Genomic DNA, 18342 nt, shown 5'->3' on the forward strand with positions numbered 1-18342 from the left:
CGGAAAATCCTCCCTGCGGAGGATACCGGTACCCCGGGCGCAGTTCATAACCTAAGCCGCATGAGAAGAACACGAATGTTGTATCATCTGCTCACCGCCGCTGGGCTCATGAGCGTCGCTTATAAATTCTCCCAAGGCGCCTTCGTACCCACGAGCGCGCTTGCCGCGGTAGCGTACATCGGCATAGCCATCGGCCTCACGCTGCTGATACTGCGCAGATACCCAGGCATTGCGCATGGCGTGGTGTGGGGCATCGCGGTCACCGGAGTCGCGGCTTCGCTCAACGGGAACATGAATCACCTCCTCATCCGCGTGGTCCCAGACTGGCTGGTCGGTGCTGGAATCGCCCCACTCCCCGAGGAGGTCCTCAAATTCCTCGGCGTCATCTTCATTTGCACCTGCGTCATCCAGCCCCGCCACTGGGCGGACTACGTTTTCGTCGGTGTGGCCGTGGGGATGGGCTTTAGCGTGAGCGAGAACGCCGTCTACTACGTCAACATGACGCTGGAGAACCTGGACTCCGATGTCAAGGGAACGCTGATGGGACTCCTTGCCCGATTCATCGCGAACCCGCTCATGCATTCCTTCTTCACTGGTATCGCGGCTTACGGGCTCTCCCGCAGGCAACCGGTGCGGTGGTTGCTCCTCGCCATGGCGGTGCACTTCACGGCCAATTTCGGCCCGTCTACCTCTATCGCGTTTGAGGACGCCATTTGGCCCGTCTTTGCCGCCCTCATCATTCTCATCTCCCTGTGGGTGGCCACGATTGTCAGCATTGTCAAGATCCGGAAAATCCTCCCTGCGGAGGATACCACCACGAAACCACAGCTCATAGGGTCGAACGCATGAAAAACACACTGATTTATTCCTGCCTCGGCGTCCTCGCCGCAGTACCGCTTGCCGACGCCCTCCTCCCCGACCCCACTCCCGACACCACCCCCGTGCGCGGTATCCCGGGGCTTGAATGCCCGGAGGACCCGTACTCCTCCTCGCAGACGTGGAACTGTGAGGGCGCGACCATCATTGCCGAAGAAGGCAGCTCCCCCCACGAGGTGGACACGTACCTGCCGCGTCAGCACCGCTCCTTCAACGGGACCAGCGCGCTCACCGACGCCCCCATCACCACCCAAGCACCGGAACTCTACCGCGTTGCCGACGACAACGGGATCACCCTCGCGCATCCACAGGACAACACCATTTCCTTCCTCCACATCTACGGACCGAAGGAACGTGACTTCGCCGACCGAGCACAAGCGGACGCATGAGATACCTGTATTACCTGCTCACCCTCGGCGCGCTGGCCGTGTCTGCCTTCCACTACGCGGGCGAGCCCTTCCTGCCCGCAAGTGCTCTGGCCGCCGTGGTCTTCGCCGCCGTACTCGTCTCCCTCACGTTGTTCCTTCTGCGCCGCCGACCGGGGATTGCGCACGGCATGGTGTGGGGCTTCGCGGTCTCCGGGCTAGCGGTGGAGATCAATACGAACATGACCCACCTCCTTGCCCGCGCGGGCCTGGATTGGCTCGGCGCTGCGGGCTATGCGCCGCTCAACGAAGAACTGCTGAAGTTCCTCGGCGTGGTGCTCATCTGCACCTGCGTCATCCGGCCCCGCAGTTGGCTCGACTATGTCTTCGTGGGCGTGGCCGTGGGCATCGGTTTCACTGTGGGTGAGGACGCAACCGCCTTCGCGCGCATGACGGCGGATAACCTCGATTCGGATACCGCTGGCGCACTCGGTGCGGGCGTTATCCGCCTGGTTTCTAACCCGCTCTCCCACTCGCTATTTACCGGACTCAGCGCTTATGGCCTATCCCAGAAACAGCCGGTGCGCTGGCTCAGTGCCGCAATCGCGGTACACGTCACGATGAACCTTTTCCCTTCGCTCAGTACCGCGTTCGACAACGCCATCTGGCCCCTCCTCGCCGGGATGGTCGTCGTGGTCGCTGTGTGGGCGGCCACCATCTGGGGCGTTATCACGCTGCGGAAGAAGGCGGCTGCTGATCCGAGCCCTGTGACTGCACGGGCTCCCGCATAGCCTTCGTCGCTGGCGAGGGGTGCGCGTCCTCGACAGCGAGGCGCTCAAAGGCCACCGCCGCGAGCGCCGCGGCTTGATTACCCAGCACAGAATCATCGAAGCGCGCCAGCGGCGAGTGGTTCCACTCCCTCACGTGCTCCGGTGTATCCGGGTTCGCCGTGCCCAGCCACATGAAGGTGCCGGGCACCTGGGCTAAGACGGTGCCGAAATCCTCGGACGCCATCATTGGAGTCTCCATCGGCACGACGTTTTCGGCGCCGAACATCTCCGACCACAACGACACCGCAAACTGATTCTCACGCGGCGACGTCTTCGTTGCGGAGTAGAGGACCTCGAAGTCGACCTTCGCGGTACAGCGGTGGGAGGCGGCCACGGAGCTCGCGACTTCGATGATCATCTGGCGGACGGACTCCACTTTTTCGTCGCGAAGCACGCGCACCGTCGCCCCCAGCTCGGCCTTGTCCGGGATGACGTTGACCGCGCCGTCTCCCGCGCGCAGGTTGGTCACGGTGATGACGATGGGTTCGTTGGCGTCGAAGCGGCGCGTCAGAGCCACCTGCAGCGCCATCTGAATCTCCGCCAGTGCCGCCACCGGATCCACCGCGTCGTGCGGACGCGATCCATGCCCGCCCTTGCCGTAAACGGTGATCCATAGGTTGGAAGAGGACGCCATCATGGGGCCCGGCACGTGGTTAAACGTGCCCCGATCCTGCGGGCCGACGTGGAGACCGTACGCGGCGATGGGGCGCCGCCCGGCCGCGTCCAGCACGCCCTCCTCAATCATGGGTTTGGCACCGCCCGGGCCCTCCTCGCCCGGCTGGAACATAAAGGTGATATCTCCCATCAGCTCCTCGCGGTGGCGGCACAGCATCTTTACCGCGCCGATGAGCCCGGCCGTGTGGAGGTCGTGGCCACACGCATGCATGTTGTTGTTCGTGGAGGCGAACGGGCTGCCGGTCTGCTCGCGCACCGGGAGGCCGTCCATGTCGGCGCGCAACAGCACCGACACCGGGCGCTCGCCGCGCTTGCCGCCGCGCAGCACCGCCACCACCGAGCTCAAGTCGTGGCCCAGGTGAATCTCCAGCGGCAGGCCCTCGAGGGCCTCGAGCACCTTCTTCTGCGTGCGCGGCAGGTGCAGACCGATTTCCGGGTGCTGGTGCATATCGCGCCGGAATTCCTGCAGCTCCGGCAGCATATCGCGGCCCTCCTCCAGGAACACCTCACTGGCGCGGCGGTCCCCGAGCTTGGCGGAGACCATCGGGAGCGGGGGCAGTTGCTGGCGGTGGCGCGGTGCCATCTTCATGGTGAAGTCCTTTCGACGCTACGTCTCACCGAGCCTACCGACGCCCACCCCGCAGCACTAGCGTGTAGCATGCTGATGACGCCAACCCCAGTGAAGGAAATTCGATTCCCATGCCTCAGAAGGTCTCCACGCCTGTTGCGATCGCGACCATCACCGCGGTAGGCCTGTTTCTCTTGGCGCTGCTCTACCTTGGCTTAAGCCGCTACTACAACGCGCAAGAGCTCCACATGCTTATCGACGGCGCCACTGCCAAAGGCCAGGACTACACCGTCATCATCCACAGCGGTCTGACCGGCCGTTATTCTTTCAGTATCGACTAGCGGTTGCGGGGTTGGTGGACCTGTTTTAGTCTTTGTGGCCATGGGGGTATTAGAAACCTACTTCCACTACCGCAACTCGGGGATCGCGCTAGTGGAAAAAGCATCCAGCTCACCCGACGAGCTCCGCGCACTCGGCGCCGACCCAGCCGACGCCGCAGAACTCGCCCACCTCCACCGCACCTACTTCGGACCCACCCGCTTTAGCGGTAAGCAAAGAAAAGCACGCAAGGCTGCATTAGACCAGCAACACGGCCTAGCCACACTGGCACTCATCGAGACCTACACCGCAAAGGTGAAGAAAGACCTCGACGCCTGGAACCTCCGCGCACAGCTAGCCGCCACACCAGCCCACAAAATCCAGGACGTGGCCACCAAACGCCTCAAAGAACTACGCAACAAACGCGAAGCTAAACCCGGAGTCAGATTCACCTACCGCTCCACCGGCCCAAACTCCATAACGATCACCGATAACGCACAAGTTATCGCCGACATCCGCGGCACCCTCGAATCCATCAACAAAAACGACCTCCTCGATGCTGCCAAAACAGCAGTCCTCGACGGCACAGCCGGTGCTAAACCCGCCGTGCACGCCCAAGTAGTAGTCACCCTGGACGAATTCGACCGCATAATTAACGGCGACGGCGACGAAATCGAACTCCAACTAACTAACGGCGGGCGCATGACCGGGGCCGAATTCCTCACCCATAAATTCGCCTCCATCGGGTATGCCACCATCGTCCACCCCATCGAAGGCCCCATCAACTCCTACGACCTCCAACGCCACGCCAGCTGGAAACAACGCCTCACCCTCTGTGCTGAAACCCAAACCTGCTCTAGGCCAGGGTGCAACAAGCCAGCGGACTACTGCCAGGTCCACCACATCATCCCCTGGCAGGCAGGCGGGCTTACCAACATCAAGAACCTGACCTTCCTGTGCGCCTATCACAACGGCATCAACGACGACGACCCCAACAAGCCCACCGGACGCGGCTACGTCTTCAGAATCCCCGGAGGCATCACTCACATCCCACCTTGGGGCCTGCCCATTACCGCCACACCCGAATACCACCAAGCGGTGGCCAGACTCGCCGCCAAGAAAGCAGAACCACCACCACTAGGTACGGGCTAACCACCCACACCACACACCGACACCCGCCAACCACACCACGGTCAGCGGGCACGTCGGCGATCCCACACAACGATTCACGGGCTGCCCGCCGAGGTTAAGGGACCTTAAAGAGCGAAACCCGCCAACCAGAAGGAGGTTGACGGGAAATTCGGCGCGCGTGGGATAAGTGCCGAGCAGCGAGCGAAGAAAACACCACCTCGTCGCGCACGCCCGCGCCAATCTGGCTTGCGCAGTGTGAAGCGCACAGTGCTAATGAAATGGGGGTCCGCAAATGGAATGGGTGTTCTCGGTACAGGGCTATGTGCGAATCATGCTCCGGAAGTCCCGGTTTCGGACCCCAAGAATTCAAGCCCTAATGGCACGCAACGCACGGACTAGGTTAGGAGGTGAGAAGTGCGCGTCCGAAGAAATCCGACTCATCGCGCACACCTGGCAACGCATAGAAATAGCCACCGCCATAAGGACGGATGTAGTCCGCGAGCGGCTCGCCCTCAAGGCGCTTTTGCACGGTGATGAACTGGCGATCCAGATCCTGTTGGAAGCAGATAAACACCAAACCTACATCGAGGGTGCCATTATCGCGCACGCCGTTGTCGTAGTTGTACGCGCGGCGCAGCATAAGCTGATCCGCGGTCTCCGGAGTGCGCGGGTTAGCCAAACGGATATGGGCATCGGTAGGAATGACGTCTCCGTGATCGTCGAGGTAGCTTGGTTCCGCCCATTCATCGCCGCCCGAGAGCGGCCCGCCAGTGGCACGGTCACGCCCGAAAATCTGCTCCTGTTCCGCAATGGAAATACGATCCCAGAACTCAGTGTACATCGCAATAAGGCGCACCACCATGTAGCTTCCTCCCGCGGCCCACGCGGGCTCATCGGTACCGGCCCACACTAGGGTGTCGTTCTCCTCTTCTTTCGGGTTCACTATTCCATCCTTGAAACCCAAATGGTTACGTTGCGTGCCGGACGGGCGGGGCTCGTTCATGTATCCAGACTGGCGCCAGCGCACCGCGACGTCGCCGCGTGTGTGGCGCAAGATATCGCGCAGCGCGTGCAGAACGGTGTCGTGCTGGTTGGCGCAAATCTGGATGGCGAGGTCACCATGACAGAGATTTTCTTGAAGCGAGTCGTCGGCAAAAGCTTCCATCGTGGATAGGTGCGCAGGTTTGTGCGAGCTGAGGCCGAAACGGTCATCAAAAAGAGACTCGCCCACCGCCACGGTAATGGACAGGTTGTCCGTAGGCAGGTCAGTTCCCAGCTCACCGGAATCATTCGCCGGGTAAGCAATACCATCGGGCGGGGTCTGGCCGCCAGTAGTGAGGAAGCGAGCGCGATCCGTTATGGTGCGCAGAAGGGTCTCCAAACGCGACACATCTGCGAATTGGATATCAAGAGCAATAACCTCACAAAACTTCTGTGGCGCCGTCACAATGCCCTCTTGGTGCTCGCCGTGAAAGGCGGCAACTTCCTCAAGGTCCTTACTCCTGCCATTGTCCGGATTCGTCATCGGCTTGGAAGAACCGAAGAAGCTCGATTGCGCATTCGCCGTTGGTACGGCGACCGCCGCGGTACTCGCGGCGAGTCCCGAAAGAAAAGAGCGACGAGAGAAGTGAAACGGGCAGGTCATTAATCCATCCTTCGGACAACAGTCATGGTAGCTACCGGAGCGAGCAACTCGTTGGCGCTCGCAACCGCAGCTTGCAGGCGCAAACGATCCTTCTGGGACCACTCAGCAAAGGCAACGTCATACTTCGCATCGAATTCAGCGGCCAAAGCATCAAGTTCTTCAAGTTGGGCGTAAATCGGCGCCGTATCTAGCCCGCGGCCTTCCACCAGCGCACGTACTGGGTCGAGCATGAAACGAGTGGAGAGGACATTGGCGCGCAATGCCACTGGTAGCGCATGGGCGCCGTAATCACGCTCGCCGCGCATATCGAATCGCTCAAATTCTTCCATCACCTCGTGGGTGCGCAAGCCATAATCGGGAGCTGACACTGTGAAATGCGTCTTTTCAAGGGTCTCAACTTTGGCGTGAACGGCGGCCACAAGGGCGTCGGCAAGCGTAGGCGTGAGGTCGGCGTCGGAGAAGAGCTGCTTTTCGACGCCCCCATACTCAACATCCTCTCCCGGCCACAGACCCGAATAGTTGTCAAAGGTGCGAAAGAACTCGTAAAACTCGAGATAGGCAGCCTGTGCATCGGCACGATTACCGGAATGCACAGCCTTACCCAAGGCATCAGCTTTGCTAGCAAGTTCGGGAAGGCGCTTCTTTTGTTGCGTTGCCTGTTCAATGGCGACCGCGGAAATCTCGCGATCCGTAATAGGCACCATCTTCGGAGCGTTCGTAAAGGTGGAGCCAGACACTGTGAAGTTATTCGACTTAATGGCGGAGTCGTTATGAAACACGCACGTCAGGTGGTACGTACCGTTCTGAAGCTTGGGGGTCCAGGCGCGCTGAGCAGGGCTGCCAACGCGCTCGAGGACCTGGTAGGCGTTACCCGCATCATCTGCAACGTAGACGGTGAGGGCAAGGCCGGTGGTGTTGAAGACCTTCCACTCCGCCTGTCCCTGAACGTCGTCCGGAGTCGGACAGTGGTACACGTCGCGCACATTGAGCTGCGGCTTCGGTTTCTCAGCAGACACCTTAGGGGGCGCATCGGAACGCGAAGAGCTGAGCCCGAAGGAGCTTTGAGCATCGGCGGTGGGGGTGGCGATGAGCATGACGGCAAGCGCCGCAGTGGTGATATGGAAGGTCTTCATGGGTTTGTCAGATTAGAACGGCAGCTTGATGCCGAGCTTGTCTAGGTCTAGGCCGGGGTGACCGTTCATGAACCAACCAACGACACCGGCGGCAGCAACGGCAAGCACGGCGAGGATGGCGAAGACGCCACCCTTGGAAGACTCGGAAGACTTGTCCTTCTTATCTTCGTCCTTCTTGTCATCGGAAGGCTTGGTCCCAGACTGCAGCTTGGTGATTTCCGGAACGCCGTTTTCGGTCACCTTCGGATCATTCATGCCCTCGACGACCGGCTTGAGGTTGGTGCCAGCACGAGGGGTGACATCGGCGTGTTCGATCGAGGCATAGTCCTTGGCCACCGTGCCGTCGGTCTCGTTGAGGAAAAGCTTTGGAGCTTTCTCACCGTTGAAGTCAAACATGTTGTTCAGCTCGCCGGCGCGTTCATCGAAGGCGATGCCACCCAAGCGGCCCAGTCCGAAGTTGTCCTGGATGAACTTGGTGACGGAGGTCTGCTCGGTGTAGGTCGAATCAACGAAGTTGGTCTTGGCATACGGGGAAACCACGATAAGCGGCTGGCGGGTACCCGGACCGCACTGACCATGCTTGTCACCGGCAACGCCGACCTTAGCAGCAGCCGCAGTGCAAATCTCGGAGTCTTGGTGTGGGTCATTGGAGCCGTTGAGGATCTCTGGTGCCTGGTGGTCGTACCAACCATCGGAATCATCGTAGGCAATAATCACAGCGGTGGAGTCCCACTCCGGGGAGTTCTGCAGCTCGTTGATGTAGTGGGTAATAAAAGCCTGTTCATCGAGCGGGTTGGAGTAGCTTGCGTGACCATCCTGGAAGTTCGACGCCTTAAGGAAGGACACAGCCGGCAGGTTGCCCTGCTTGAGGGCGGTGTCGAAATCCTTTAGATCGTACTGGTGGTTAGCCCGGTCCGTCTTGCCGATCATGTCATCGCTCGACGGCGCAAGGTGGTGGGGATTCGCCGTCGATGCATAGTACTGGAACGGCTGGTGGTGCGGGTTGTAGTCCGTCTGAGGATTACCGGTCAGCGTGGTGTGAGACGAGCCGCAGCGAGCACGGGAGGTATCGGTGGCCTCTTCAGTAGGACGGAAACCACCCTGGAACCAGCCCCACGTGACGTCCTTTTCGTTGAGCTGGTCGCCGATGTTCTTGGAGTGCATCGCGGTGACTTGGTTGGTGCCAGCGGAGGAACTGTTGGAGCAGTCGTCGTACAGCGGGTCCGGGTCTCCCACCACGGTGGCGGTCTTTCCGTCTTCCGAAACACCGGCCAAAGCGTGGTTCTCGCCATCTTTGATGGTCTGCTGCTCACCCGTGGCCGGGTCATGCATCGTGGCACCAGCAACGGTTCCTGCAATAAGGTTCAGTGCGCCCGGCGTAGATGGACCGAAAATAGTGGAAAACGAATTATCGTTCATGGCGAAGTTCTGCGCATAGTTCCACATGCCGGTAACGGTGTTGCCATCGTAGTAGCCCATGGTCAGGCCGGTGGTGCCGTAGGACTGCGGGTCATACTTGTCATTGTCTACAGACACAGTCTCAGAGAACTTGTCCATCTTTCCGCCATTGTAGGCCTTCTGCTCATCGGCGTAGTGGTGGTTCTGATCCGCAGTCACAGCCTGCTCCGGGGTGAGACGGAAAGGCTTAGTAGAGTTCGGGTTCTTATCTCCGAGCAGGTCATTGTTCTCCAAGTTGTTGACCTTCGGGGTGCCTTCCTTGGCCTCAAATTTCGGGGCATCCTTTTCACTGCTCTGCAGCTTCTCGCCGTCTTTATTGAGGGCATTAGGGTACGTTGCGAAGTAGTGATCGAAGGAAATATTCTCCGAGTAAATGACCACGACGTGCTCGATGGGGGTCGCGGGGGCAGCTAGGGCCGGGACGGTGGACGTGGTTGCAGCAACTGCGGCGCACAGGGCCACAGCACGAGAGCGAAGTTTCATGGAAGATTCCAACCTTAGATGAGACTCTTAGGAACAATGAGGTTGAAAGTGGCTGTGGCTCGCCAAATGAGTCATCGGTCGCTTTCATTCACAGCGGATTTAACGCCTACTGTGGCGTTTCCGCAACAAAAGAAAAAGGGCATTCCCGGAAAGAGAATGCCCTGAAAGGGCTGTATAGACCACCAATTTACCGTTCAGCGGACACGACAGCAGTTCATGTACAATTCATAGTAACTTTTCCTAATCGCTATCCGTGGACAGCGCCGCCACGAAGGCCTCCTGCGGCACCGACACGGAGCCGATGGACTTCATGCGCTTCTTACCGGCCTTCTGCTTCTCCAGCAGCTTGCGCTTACGGGAGATATCGCCGCCGTAGCACTTGGCCAACACGTCCTTGCGCATGGCGCGGATGTTCTCGCGGGCGATGATCTTCGAGCCGATGGCCGCCTGCACGGGAACCTCGAACTGCTGGCGCGGGATGATCTCCTTGAGCTTCTTCGTCATCTTGTTGCCGTACCACTGGGCGGAATCGCGGTGGACGATGGCAGAGAACGCATCCACCGGGTCACCGTTGAGCAGAATGTCCACCTTCACTAGGTCCGCCAGCTGCTCGCCGGCCTCCTCGTAGTTGAGGGAGGCGTAACCCTTGGTGCGGGACTTGAGCATATCGAAGAAGTCAAAGATGATTTCACCCAGCGGCATGGTGTAGCGCAGCTCCACGCGGTCCTCGGAGAGGTAGTCCATGCCGCCCATCTGGCCACGCTTGGACTGGCACAGCTCCATCGTCGGGCCGACGAACTCCTCCGGCACGATGATGGTCATCTTCACAATTGGCTCGTGGACCTCGTTCAGCTTGCCCGCCGGCCAATCCGACGGGTTGTGCACCAAGGACTCCTCGCCGTCTTCTGCCACCACGCGGTAGGTCACCGACGGGGCGGTGGAAATCAGGTCCAGGCCGAACTCGCGCTCCAAGCGGTCGCGCGTAATTTCCATGTGCAGCAGGCCCAAGAATCCGCAGCGGAAGCCGAAGCCAAGGGCGACGGAGGTTTCGGGCTCGAAGGTGAGGGAGGCGTCGTTAAGCTGCAGCTTCTCCAGCGCGTCACGGAGATCCGGGAAATCCGCCTGGGAGATGGGGAACAAACCGGAGTAGACCATGGGGTTGGGGTCGGCGTAGCCCTTGAGGGGCTCGCTCGCGCCATTCGACGCCCACGTAATCGTGTCGCCCACCTTGGTCTCACGCACGTTCTTCACACCCGTGATGAGGTAGCCCACCTCGCCCGGGCCCAAGCCCTTGCACTTTTGCATGGTGGGGCTGACAATGCCGACCTCCAGCAGCTCGTGGTTGGTGCCCGTAGCCATCATGGTGACCTTCTGGCGCGGGGTGAGCTTGCCGTCCATCATGCGGATGTAGGTCACCACGCCGCGGTAGGTGTCGTAGACGGAGTCGAAGACCATCGCGCGGGCCGGGGCATCCTCTCCGAACTCCGAGCTCGGCGGCGGGACGAGCTCGGCCACCTTGTCCAGCAGCTCGGCCACGCCCTCGCCGGTCTTGCCGGACACGCGCAGTACCTCCTCCGGCTCGCAGCCGATGATGTTGGCGATCTCCAGGGAGTACTTCTCCGGATCCGCCGCCGGCAGGTCGATCTTGTTGAGGACCGGGATGATCTCCAGGTCGTTCTCCATGGCCAGGTAGAGGTTGGCCAGGGTCTGGGCTTCGATGCCCTGGGCGGCGTCGACAAGCAGGATGGCGCCCTCACACGCCTCCAGCGCGCGCGAGACCTCGTAGGTGAAGTCCACGTGACCGGGGGTATCGATCATCTGCATGACGATCTCCTCCCCCGCGAACTCGCCGGAGCGCGGAATCCAGGGCAAGCGCACGTTTTGCGCCTTAATGGTGATGCCGCGCTCGCGCTCGATATCCATGTTGTCCAGGTACTGGTCGCGCATATCGCGCTCCTCCACCACCTGCGACAACTGCAGGATGCGGTCAGCCAGCGTCGACTTGCCGTGGTCGATGTGGGCGATAATGCAAAAGTTTCGAATCTGGGAGGGATCCGTAAACGTAGTGGCCGCAAAGTTTGAAGACATGAGTTTAGAATAGACGACATGTTTAGCTTGGCCCGCATTCTAGGCTTCGGACGCCCGGAGCCTGTCGATGTCGGCCTGGATCACATCACCGGACGCCTGGGCATGAACCAGAACGACACCGCCACGGAACCCCGCAAAGCCGCCGATATCCGCGTCGAATCCGCCGCCGCCCACCCGCGCAGCGTCTTCTTCACCCCGGACATGGACGGCCAGGCGGATTCGGGCGAGGTGGTGTGGGTCTGGGCGCCGTCTGACGGCAAGCAGTCCCCGCCGCGCGAGCGCGCCATCCTCATCGTCTCCCGCACCCGCACCACCGTGCTGGGCCTGCTCATCTCCGCCAACCCGGGGCATGCCCACAAGGAGGAATGGCTGGACATCGGCACCGGCGAGTGGGACGAAACGGGCCGGCAGTGCTGGGTGCGCATGGACCGCGTGCTGGAAATCTCCGAAGAGCAGTGCCGCCGCCAGGGCACGTTGTTCCCGGAGCGCCGCTTCGAGCGCGTGGCTAACCGGCTGCGCTCGCGCTACCACTGGGCGTGATTTGGGAATTCGGCGTCTGGCCTGCTAGATTTTTCTGGATGCCGGGGCATGCTGGCGGTCAGGACCTTGGGTCCGCCTTCCTCGGTTACACACATTCCTACGATTGCAAGAGGTATTTCTAATGGCAAACATCAAGTCCAAGCAGAAGCGCATCCTGACCAACGAGAAGGCTCGCCAGCGCAACAAGGCTGTGCGTTCCGCAGTGCGCACCGAGATCCGTAAGTTCCGCGCCGCCGTCGCCGAGGGCGACAAGGCCGCTGCCGAGAAGCAGCTGCGCGTGGCCTCCCGTGCGCTGGACAAGTCCGTGTCCAAGGGCGTGTTCCACCGCAACAACGCGGCCAACAAGAAGTCCGGCATGGCCAACGCCTTCAACAAGATGGCCTAAATGAAACCGCTCCTGAAGTGGGTGGGCGGCAAGCGCCAGTTGCTTCCCGCTATCCACTCCATGCTGCCCGAAAGCTACGACACGTACGTCGAGCCTTTTCTGGGCGGCGGGGCGGTTCTTTTTTCTTTGGCGCCTGAGCGCGCCCGGGTCAATGACCTCAACACTGAGCTCATTACCGTCTATGAAGTAGTCCGCGATGACGTGGACGAGCTCATTGAGCTGCTTCGGGGGTATCCGAACGAGTCGGATTTTTTCTATTCCATGCGCGCACTGGACCGCTCGCCGGAATTTGCGCACCTAAGCCGCGTGGAACGCGCCGCGCGCACCATTTATCTCAACAAGACGTGCTACAACGGCCTCTACCGCGTCAACAACGCCGGCCAGTTCAACGCACCGTTCGGCCGCTACGCCAACCCCACCATCTGCGACGAGCCCAACCTGCGGGAGGTCTCCGAGTACCTAGGCTCCCACGACGTGGCTTTTAGCAACGGCGACTACGCCGCGCTGGAGGCGAACGAGGGAGACTTCGTCTACTTCGATCCGCCCTACGATCCGGTCAACCCCACCAGCAACTTCACCGGCTACCAGTCCGGCGGTTTTGGCCGCGCGGACCAGATTCGGCTCAAGGAGACTTGCGATGCGCTCGATGCGCGCGGCGTAAAGTTCCTGCTGTCGAACTCGGCGACGGATTTCATCACCGAGCTCTACGCCGACTACCGCGTGGAGACCGTTAAGGCCACGCGCGCGGTGAACTCGGTGGCGTCGAAGCGCGGCAAGGTCAACGAAGTCCTCGTGCGCAACTATGCTTAACGACGACGCTTGGGACCGCGTCCTCCCCCACCTCGAGACCGAGCTGGCCACCTTCGGGTACGCGGTGCTGGAAGCGTCCACACTCAAGCGCCTATCCGGGCGCGAGCCGCGGCTTATGGCCAAGCACGATTTTTCGGCGGCCCGCCCGCAGGCTTTTCGGCAGCGCGGGTTGTCCATGCTGCCGATTCGCCGGGACGCCTATCTCATAGGCGAGTTCGACCTCTACGAGCGCTTCCCGGACGAGGCGGGGCCGCTGAAATCGGTGCCGGTGCCGCGGCATATTTGTTCGATTGATTTTGAGCAGGTGACGTCGGAAAGCATGGCGTTGACTGTGGCGCACTTAAGCGGCATGCTCGAGGACTTTATCGGCTCCCGCCTGGTGCCCACGGTCAGCGGCCGCATGTCCACGCAGCGGCTACCCATCCGGGTCGGCGGCCGCGACGTCGTGGTGGACCGCGCGCAGATGGAAATCGACGCCGGCTACGAGTCCGCCGAGCACCTGGTGCTGGTGGAGGCCAAGAACCGCCTGAGCCCCGACTTCAACATCCGCCAGCTCTACTTCCCCTTCCGCCGTTTCTCCCTGGCGCTGGACAAGGAGGTGGTGCCGGTCTACCTGGTCTATTCGAACGGCGTGTTCCACTTCTACCGCTACGCGTTCCCGGACCCGGCGGATTTTCGCAGCATCCAGCTTGTCAACTCCGCACGCTACGTCCTGGGCAGCACCGCGCTCACCCCGGCGGCGGTGCGCGACATCCTGGCGCACACGCAGGCGGCAGCCCCGGACGTCCCCTTCCCCCAGGCCGATTCCTTCGCCCGCGTCATCAGCCTGTTGGAGAACCCGGTGGCCAAGGCGGAGATGCCGGAGGCCTTCGGCTTCACCCCGCGCCAGGCGGACTATTACACCAACGCCGCACGCTACCTGGGGCTTAATCGCCTCGACGGCACCCGCGACGAGCGCAACCTCACGCTGGTGGAAGCGCTGGCCTCCCGGCCGGTGTTCCGGGAGATGGTGAAGCTAGTCGTGGACGCTGGCCGGCCCATCACCAAGGAGGAGGCCGAGTCGCTCATGCACACGGCCGGCTTGGGTTTGGGTGAGAGCACGCTGCGGCGCCGCGCGTCCACTGTAGCGGCGTGGTCGCACTGGCTGGCCGAAAGGCTGGACTAGAGGCCCGCCCACACCAGGCCGCAGCCGGCGGCGATGAAGAAAACGCCCGAGCCGATGTCGATCCACGGGCCCGCGGCCAGCAGGCGGCGGCGCACCGCGGGGGTGGAAATCACCGTGGAGAGGAAGACGAAGAGCAGGTAGGTGGATAGGCCCATGCTGAGCACCAGGGCCACCGACAGCCACAGCGGCGGATGCGGCGGCAGCAGCGGGGCGATGAGCGCGGCCAGAAAGAGCACGATCTTCGGGTTGGACAGGTTGGTCATCAGCCCGGTGCGGAAGACCTTGCGCGTGGAGCCGAGGCGTGCCGCGGCCTCCTCGAGGTCCTCCGGCGGGTGTTTGCGCTGCTCCAGCCCGCTGCGGATGGACAGCACGCCCATAAAGACAAGGAAGCAGCCGCCCAGGACCTGGATGAGGGACATCACCTGCGGGAACGCGGTGAGCAGAGCCGCCGCGCCGAAGACGGTGAGCGAGCACCAGAACAACACGCCTACCTGAATGCCGGTGGCCGCCGCGATGGCGTGGCGGCGCGAGCGCGTGGCATAGCGGGTCACCAGGATGATGTCGGGGCCCGGCGCGGCCGCGCCCACCAGGTTCATAAGGATCAGGGCCGCGAACGCGGACACGCTCATGACAGGCGCTCGAGGAGGTCCTCTCGGCCGAACATGCGGGCCGAATCCAGCGCGTTGGGCTGGCCGGCGTGCGCGTCGGCGCCGGCGTCCAGGAGAGCGTCGACCACCGCGTCCTCCTTCTTGAAGATGGCCCCGGCCAGCGGGGACTGGCCGCGGTCATTGAGCAGGTTGACGTCGGCCCCCGCGGCGGCCAGCTGGCTAACGAGCTCGGCGTGGCCGTGGTAGGCGGCAAGCATGATAAAGGACTGGCCATCCTGGTTCACCATGTCCACGTTGACGCCCTGGGCAATGTAGTCCAGGAGCGTGGCGTCGCCGGCGCGGGCGAGGTCGAAGAGCTTCGTAGCAAAGTCGCGGATCTCATCCATGGTGGGCTATTTTAGCGCGCCAGTTCCGCCACCCGACGCACAGCAGCCTCTACCGCGAATTCCTCGTCGCCACCTTGGCCTTTGACCGCGCCGTCGAGCTCCGCCATGAGGATGACGGCCTTGGTGAGGTTGTCTCCCGACCAGCGGCGCGCCACCGGCTGGGTGAGCTTGACCGCGTACGGCGCCATGCCTGCTTGCGCGGCCAGGGAGTACTGGTCCCCGCGCGCGCTGTAGAGCCGGGCGATGTTGCCCACCTTGTTCGCCAGCGCCGAGGCGATGGCCACGGGGCTCGCGCCCAGCTGCAGGGCGCGGCGGCACGTGGAGACCGCCGCCTCCACCTTGCCGGCCACCGCCGCGTCCGCGATGTCCCAGTTGGCCACCTCCGCCACGCCCACGTAGTACTGGTGCACGGCCTCCCGGGTGACGTTGCCGCCGGTGTCGAAGACGAGCTGCGAGATGGCGGAGGCGAGTTCGCGGAGGTCGGAACCGACGCCGTCGAGAAGCGCCTGCACCACGTCCGGGGTCGGCCGCACGCCGTGGGAGGCGAACTCGCGCGTGGCCCAGGGGGCGAGCTCGTTAGAGTACAGTGAAAAGACCTCGTGGACCTGGGCGGTCTTGCGTAGCGCGGCGATGAGCTCCGGCGGCTTCTTCTTTTTCTTCAGCGTCTTCGCCGTCACGGAGTACAGCAGCACCAGGGTGATGCCGGGCATGGGGCTCACGCAGGCGTCGAGCAGAATGCGTGTGACCTCTTTGCCCGCCTTCTCCACGTCACTGATGACGATGCAGCGCTCGTCCCCGAACAGGCTGGGGCTGGTGGCCTCCAGGATTTCGCCCTCGCTGACCTCGGAGGCCTTGAGCTTGGTGACCTCGCCGTGTTGGACGGAGAGGCGGGCGCGTTCGGCCAAAAACTCGTCATCGCCGAGGATGAGGTGCACGGGGACTGAAGACATGCCAGTCATCTTAGCAACGCCGCTACGACCCACCCGCCGAACAGCAGCACGGCCACGGGCCCGGCCTCCACCGTGGTAATCGGCATGGCGGCAGCCACCGCGTGGATCCAGTCCGCCAGCGGCTCGATGAGCATCACCAGCGGGCGGCCCCACCCCACCTGTGCAAATGCCGCGGCGACAAGGCCCACCACCGTGATCACGGGGACGACGGGGGCGACGAGCACGTTGGCCACGACGGAGACGACGGAGATGCGCCCGGTCATCAGGGCAATGAGCGGCATGGTGACGATGTCCGCGGCGATGGCCACCGCCACCGCCCGCGCGAGGATGCCGGTTCCCAGCGCGCGCAGCAGCAGCGGCATGAGTGCGACGATGCCGGCGGTGGCCGCCACGGAGAGGGCGAAGCCGTAGTTGACGGCCAGGTCGCTGTCCAGGGCGAGCAGCGCCAGGGCCCCGAGGCTGAGCGCGTGGAGCGGTTCCATCCTGGAGGAGTTGAGCACCGCCAGCAGCCCCACCGCACCGGCCACGGTGGCGCGCTGCACGGAGGGCTCCCACCCCACCAGGGAGACGTACAACGCCAACGCGCTTGCCGACGCCGCCACCCGCGCCCGCGGCCCCCGCACCAGCAGCGCCGCCACGGTGCACACAATCGCCACGTTGGATCCCGACACCGCACTCAGGTGCGACAGCCCCGTATCAACGTAGAGCTGCTTGTCCTCCGGGCTTTGCAGGCTGGTATCCCCCAGCACCATGCCGGGGATGAGGCCGTTATCGCAGATGGCGCGGAACCTTTCTGCCACCCCGGCCGTCCAGCTGTGGGAGTGGGCCACGAGCTCCCCGCTGAAGACGGTATCCCCCACCCCGGGACGGTCCGCGGGCCCGGGGCGCCCGGTAACGGTGACGAGCGAGCCGGCGAAGGCGTCCGGGCGCTCGGTGAGGAAGACCGGCAGCTGCGCCGGGTATCCCGGCACGCTCAGGCGCACCATCCACCCGGAGGTGGTCTGGGTGGGGTCGGCAGTAAGGCGGCCGGTGACCTCGGCGCCGAAGTGGAAGCGCTCGGCGCGCTGGGAGCGCACCGCAGCCAGCGTGGCGAAGAGCGCTGCGCTGGCCGCACAGAGGACTGCCTGCCCGCGGTGGTCCGCGCGCAGAAAGGCCCAGCTCACCACGACGACCAGGCCCGCCACGAGCCATGGGTGCCCCAGCAGAACCGCCAGGGTGGCAGCCCACGCCACCGCCGCGGCGGGCACCAGCCGCAGCTCCCTCACGGCCGGACCGAGTCCTTGAGCTTCTCGAACTTAGCCGGGCCAATCCCGGAGACGTCCATGAGCTGCTCTACCGAGGTGAACGCGCCGGCCTCCTCGCGGTGGGCGATAATCGCCGCCGCCGTCGCCGGCCCGATGCCCGGGAGCGCGGTGAGTTCCTCGGCCGTGGCGCTGCTCAGGGAGACCGTCTCGTCGGCAGGCGCCCCGCCGGGCTCTTCAGGGGCGCCGACGGTGAGCTGTTCGCCGTCGTTAAGCTTCTGCGCCAGGTTGAGCCCGTCTGTGGGCACCTTGGGCCGCGCCTGCTCCAAGGCGTCGTTGACGCGCGCGCCGGGTGCTAGCGTGACCAACCCCGGGTTCTCCACCTCCCCCACCACCGCGACCACTATGTCCGCCGGCGCCTCGCTGCTCACGGCCTCGACCTCGTAGGGGTTGGGCGTACTCGTCCCGCCCAGCCACACCAGCAGGCCCGCGCCCGCGAGCCCCACCACCACGAGCGCGAGCCAGGGCGGGATCCGCACACGCGGGCGCGGGTAGTCGACGTTGAGCAGGTCTTCCTCACCTGTGGGGCGGGCGAGGTCACGGAGGCGGTCAGCAATGGCGTTCATGCCCGCGACGCTACGCACGGCACCCACCGACCGCGACACACACCGCGCCCGCCTGTGGATA

Annotated in this window: 19 protein-coding genes; 9 read left to right on the forward strand and 10 right to left on the reverse strand. The window is 63.1% G+C overall.

All coding sequences use genetic code 11. The features are described from left to right. Window positions 1-60: 60 nt before the first annotated feature. Genes ACLI1P_RS10000 through ACLI1P_RS10010 form a run of 3 tightly spaced genes read left to right on the forward strand, consistent with a single transcriptional unit; the run spans window position 61 to window position 2032 of the window. Complete coding sequence (locus tag ACLI1P_RS10000) at window positions 61-849, forward strand: PrsW family glutamic-type intramembrane protease (RefSeq protein ID WP_296132859.1); 789 nt, start codon at window positions 61-63, stop codon at window positions 847-849. Beyond that, entirely contained in the window at window positions 846-1265 is a 420-nt protein-coding gene (locus ACLI1P_RS10005) for a hypothetical protein (protein WP_411708768.1), read from the forward strand. Before ACLI1P_RS10000 ends, ACLI1P_RS10005 begins: the two co-directional genes overlap by 4 nt. Next, complete coding sequence (locus ACLI1P_RS10010) at window positions 1262-2032, forward strand: PrsW family glutamic-type intramembrane protease (protein WP_411708769.1); 771 nt, start codon at window positions 1262-1264, stop codon at window positions 2030-2032. The genes ACLI1P_RS10005 and ACLI1P_RS10010 overlap by 4 nt, the downstream gene beginning before the upstream one ends. Here ACLI1P_RS10010 and ACLI1P_RS10015 read toward each other — a convergent pair. Continuing rightward, window positions 1971-3335, reverse strand: coding sequence for a M20 metallopeptidase family protein (locus ACLI1P_RS10015; RefSeq protein WP_411708770.1), 1365 nt, complete (start codon window positions 3333-3335; stop codon window positions 1971-1973). The genes ACLI1P_RS10010 and ACLI1P_RS10015 overlap by 62 nt on opposite strands. A 110-nt stretch (window positions 3336-3445) precedes the next feature. On the opposite strand from ACLI1P_RS10015, the gene ACLI1P_RS10020 reads away from it, so the two are divergent. After that, complete coding sequence (locus ACLI1P_RS10020) at window positions 3446-3655, forward strand: hypothetical protein (protein ID WP_408932665.1); 210 nt, start codon at window positions 3446-3448, stop codon at window positions 3653-3655. A gap of 40 nt (window positions 3656-3695) precedes the next feature. Beyond that, on the forward strand, window positions 3696-4784 hold the full coding sequence (locus ACLI1P_RS10025) for an HNH endonuclease signature motif containing protein (protein ID WP_411708771.1): 1089 nt from the start codon (window positions 3696-3698) through the stop codon (window positions 4782-4784). Between the two features lie 379 nt (window positions 4785-5163). On the opposite strand, the gene efeB is transcribed toward ACLI1P_RS10025, so the two are convergent. From efeB to lepA, 4 genes are all read right to left on the reverse strand, one after another. Continuing rightward, window positions 5164-6408, reverse strand: coding sequence for an iron uptake transporter deferrochelatase/peroxidase subunit (efeB, locus tag ACLI1P_RS10030; protein ID WP_411708772.1), 1245 nt, complete (start codon window positions 6406-6408; stop codon window positions 5164-5166). After that, window positions 6408-7541: an EfeM/EfeO family lipoprotein gene (locus ACLI1P_RS10035; RefSeq protein ID WP_411708773.1), complete on the reverse strand. Its 1134-nt coding sequence runs from the start codon at window positions 7539-7541 to the stop codon at window positions 6408-6410. Before ACLI1P_RS10035 ends, efeB begins: the two co-directional genes overlap by 1 nt. 12 nt (window positions 7542-7553) lie before the next feature. Beyond that, on the reverse strand, window positions 7554-9482 hold the full coding sequence (locus ACLI1P_RS10040) for an alkaline phosphatase family protein (RefSeq protein ID WP_411708774.1): 1929 nt from the start codon (window positions 9480-9482) through the stop codon (window positions 7554-7556). A 240-nt stretch (window positions 9483-9722) separates the two neighbouring features. Then, a complete protein-coding gene (gene lepA, locus ACLI1P_RS10045; protein ID WP_411708775.1) occupies window positions 9723-11570 on the reverse strand; it encodes a translation elongation factor 4 in 1848 nt (615 codons plus the stop codon). Window positions 11571-11588: 18 nt separating this feature from the next. On the opposite strand from lepA, the gene ACLI1P_RS10050 reads away from it, so the two are divergent. The 4 genes from ACLI1P_RS10050 to ACLI1P_RS10065 all read left to right on the forward strand — a co-directional run bounded on the left by ACLI1P_RS10050 (window position 11589) and on the right by ACLI1P_RS10065 (window position 14470). Beyond that, a complete protein-coding gene (locus tag ACLI1P_RS10050; RefSeq protein ID WP_411708776.1) occupies window positions 11589-12110 on the forward strand; it encodes a type II toxin-antitoxin system PemK/MazF family toxin in 522 nt (173 codons plus the stop codon). A 121-nt stretch (window positions 12111-12231) separates the two neighbouring features. Next, window positions 12232-12495 (forward strand): 30S ribosomal protein S20, encoded by a 264-nt coding sequence (gene rpsT, locus ACLI1P_RS10055; RefSeq protein ID WP_296133907.1) that lies wholly within the window; start codon window positions 12232-12234, stop codon window positions 12493-12495. Then, window positions 12496-13305, forward strand: a complete 810-nt coding sequence (locus ACLI1P_RS10060) for a DNA adenine methylase (RefSeq protein ID WP_411708777.1) — start codon at window positions 12496-12498, stop codon at window positions 13303-13305. After that, window positions 13298-14470 (forward strand): type II restriction enzyme, encoded by a 1173-nt coding sequence (locus ACLI1P_RS10065; RefSeq protein ID WP_411708778.1) that lies wholly within the window; start codon window positions 13298-13300, stop codon window positions 14468-14470. Before ACLI1P_RS10060 ends, ACLI1P_RS10065 begins: the two co-directional genes overlap by 8 nt. Here ACLI1P_RS10065 and ACLI1P_RS10070 read toward each other — a convergent pair. Genes ACLI1P_RS10070 through ACLI1P_RS10090 form a run of 5 tightly spaced genes read right to left on the reverse strand, consistent with a single transcriptional unit; the run spans window position 14467 to window position 18281 of the window. Then, window positions 14467-15099: a LysE family translocator gene (locus ACLI1P_RS10070; protein ID WP_411708779.1), complete on the reverse strand. Its 633-nt coding sequence runs from the start codon at window positions 15097-15099 to the stop codon at window positions 14467-14469. The two genes, ACLI1P_RS10065 and ACLI1P_RS10070, sit on opposite strands and share 4 nt — an antisense overlap. Continuing rightward, complete coding sequence (locus tag ACLI1P_RS10075; protein WP_306507604.1) at window positions 15096-15464, reverse strand: ankyrin repeat domain-containing protein; 369 nt, start codon at window positions 15462-15464, stop codon at window positions 15096-15098. The genes ACLI1P_RS10070 and ACLI1P_RS10075 overlap by 4 nt, the downstream gene beginning before the upstream one ends. A gap of 11 nt (window positions 15465-15475) precedes the next feature. Further along, complete coding sequence (gene holA / locus ACLI1P_RS10080; RefSeq protein WP_411708780.1) at window positions 15476-16423, reverse strand: DNA polymerase III subunit delta; 948 nt, start codon at window positions 16421-16423, stop codon at window positions 15476-15478. Next, complete coding sequence (locus ACLI1P_RS10085) at window positions 16420-17679, reverse strand: ComEC/Rec2 family competence protein (protein ID WP_411708781.1); 1260 nt, start codon at window positions 17677-17679, stop codon at window positions 16420-16422. The genes holA and ACLI1P_RS10085 overlap by 4 nt, the downstream gene beginning before the upstream one ends. Next, entirely contained in the window at window positions 17676-18281 is a 606-nt protein-coding gene (locus ACLI1P_RS10090; RefSeq protein ID WP_411708782.1) for a helix-hairpin-helix domain-containing protein, read from the reverse strand. The genes ACLI1P_RS10085 and ACLI1P_RS10090 overlap by 4 nt, the downstream gene beginning before the upstream one ends. Window positions 18282-18342: the final 61 nt, after the last annotated feature.

This window comes from Corynebacterium tardum, from assembly GCF_046717785.1.
Taxonomy (GTDB): Bacteria; Actinomycetota; Actinomycetes; order Mycobacteriales; family Mycobacteriaceae; genus Corynebacterium.

Coding starts and splice junctions, on each gene's coding strand:
- ACLI1P_RS10005 (WP_411708768.1), top strand. CDS start 846: ATGAAAAACACACTGATTTATTCCTGCCTCGGCGTCCTCGCCGCAGTA.
- ACLI1P_RS10035 (WP_411708773.1), bottom strand. CDS start 7,541: ATGAAGACCTTCCATATCACCACTGCGGCGCTTGCCGTCATGCTCATC.
- ACLI1P_RS10000 (WP_296132859.1), top strand. CDS start 61: ATGAGAAGAACACGAATGTTGTATCATCTGCTCACCGCCGCTGGGCTC.
- ACLI1P_RS10065 (WP_411708778.1), top strand. CDS start 13,298: ATGCTTAACGACGACGCTTGGGACCGCGTCCTCCCCCACCTCGAGACC.
- ACLI1P_RS10025 (WP_411708771.1), top strand. CDS start 3,696: ATGGGGGTATTAGAAACCTACTTCCACTACCGCAACTCGGGGATCGCG.
- ACLI1P_RS10070 (WP_411708779.1), bottom strand. CDS start 15,099: ATGAGCGTGTCCGCGTTCGCGGCCCTGATCCTTATGAACCTGGTGGGC.
- ACLI1P_RS10010 (WP_411708769.1), top strand. CDS start 1,262: ATGAGATACCTGTATTACCTGCTCACCCTCGGCGCGCTGGCCGTGTCT.
- lepA (WP_411708775.1), bottom strand. CDS start 11,570: ATGTCTTCAAACTTTGCGGCCACTACGTTTACGGATCCCTCCCAGATT.
- ACLI1P_RS10075 (WP_306507604.1), bottom strand. CDS start 15,464: ATGGATGAGATCCGCGACTTTGCTACGAAGCTCTTCGACCTCGCCCGC.
- ACLI1P_RS10090 (WP_411708782.1), bottom strand. CDS start 18,281: ATGAACGCCATTGCTGACCGCCTCCGTGACCTCGCCCGCCCCACAGGT.
- ACLI1P_RS10040 (WP_411708774.1), bottom strand. CDS start 9,482: ATGAAACTTCGCTCTCGTGCTGTGGCCCTGTGCGCCGCAGTTGCTGCA.
- ACLI1P_RS10020 (WP_408932665.1), top strand. CDS start 3,446: ATGCCTCAGAAGGTCTCCACGCCTGTTGCGATCGCGACCATCACCGCG.
- rpsT (WP_296133907.1), top strand. CDS start 12,232: ATGGCAAACATCAAGTCCAAGCAGAAGCGCATCCTGACCAACGAGAAG.
- ACLI1P_RS10050 (WP_411708776.1), top strand. CDS start 11,589: ATGTTTAGCTTGGCCCGCATTCTAGGCTTCGGACGCCCGGAGCCTGTC.
- ACLI1P_RS10015 (WP_411708770.1), bottom strand. CDS start 3,335: ATGAAGATGGCACCGCGCCACCGCCAGCAACTGCCCCCGCTCCCGATG.
- efeB (WP_411708772.1), bottom strand. CDS start 6,408: ATGACCTGCCCGTTTCACTTCTCTCGTCGCTCTTTTCTTTCGGGACTC.
- holA (WP_411708780.1), bottom strand. CDS start 16,423: ATGACTGGCATGTCTTCAGTCCCCGTGCACCTCATCCTCGGCGATGAC.
- ACLI1P_RS10060 (WP_411708777.1), top strand. CDS start 12,496: ATGAAACCGCTCCTGAAGTGGGTGGGCGGCAAGCGCCAGTTGCTTCCC.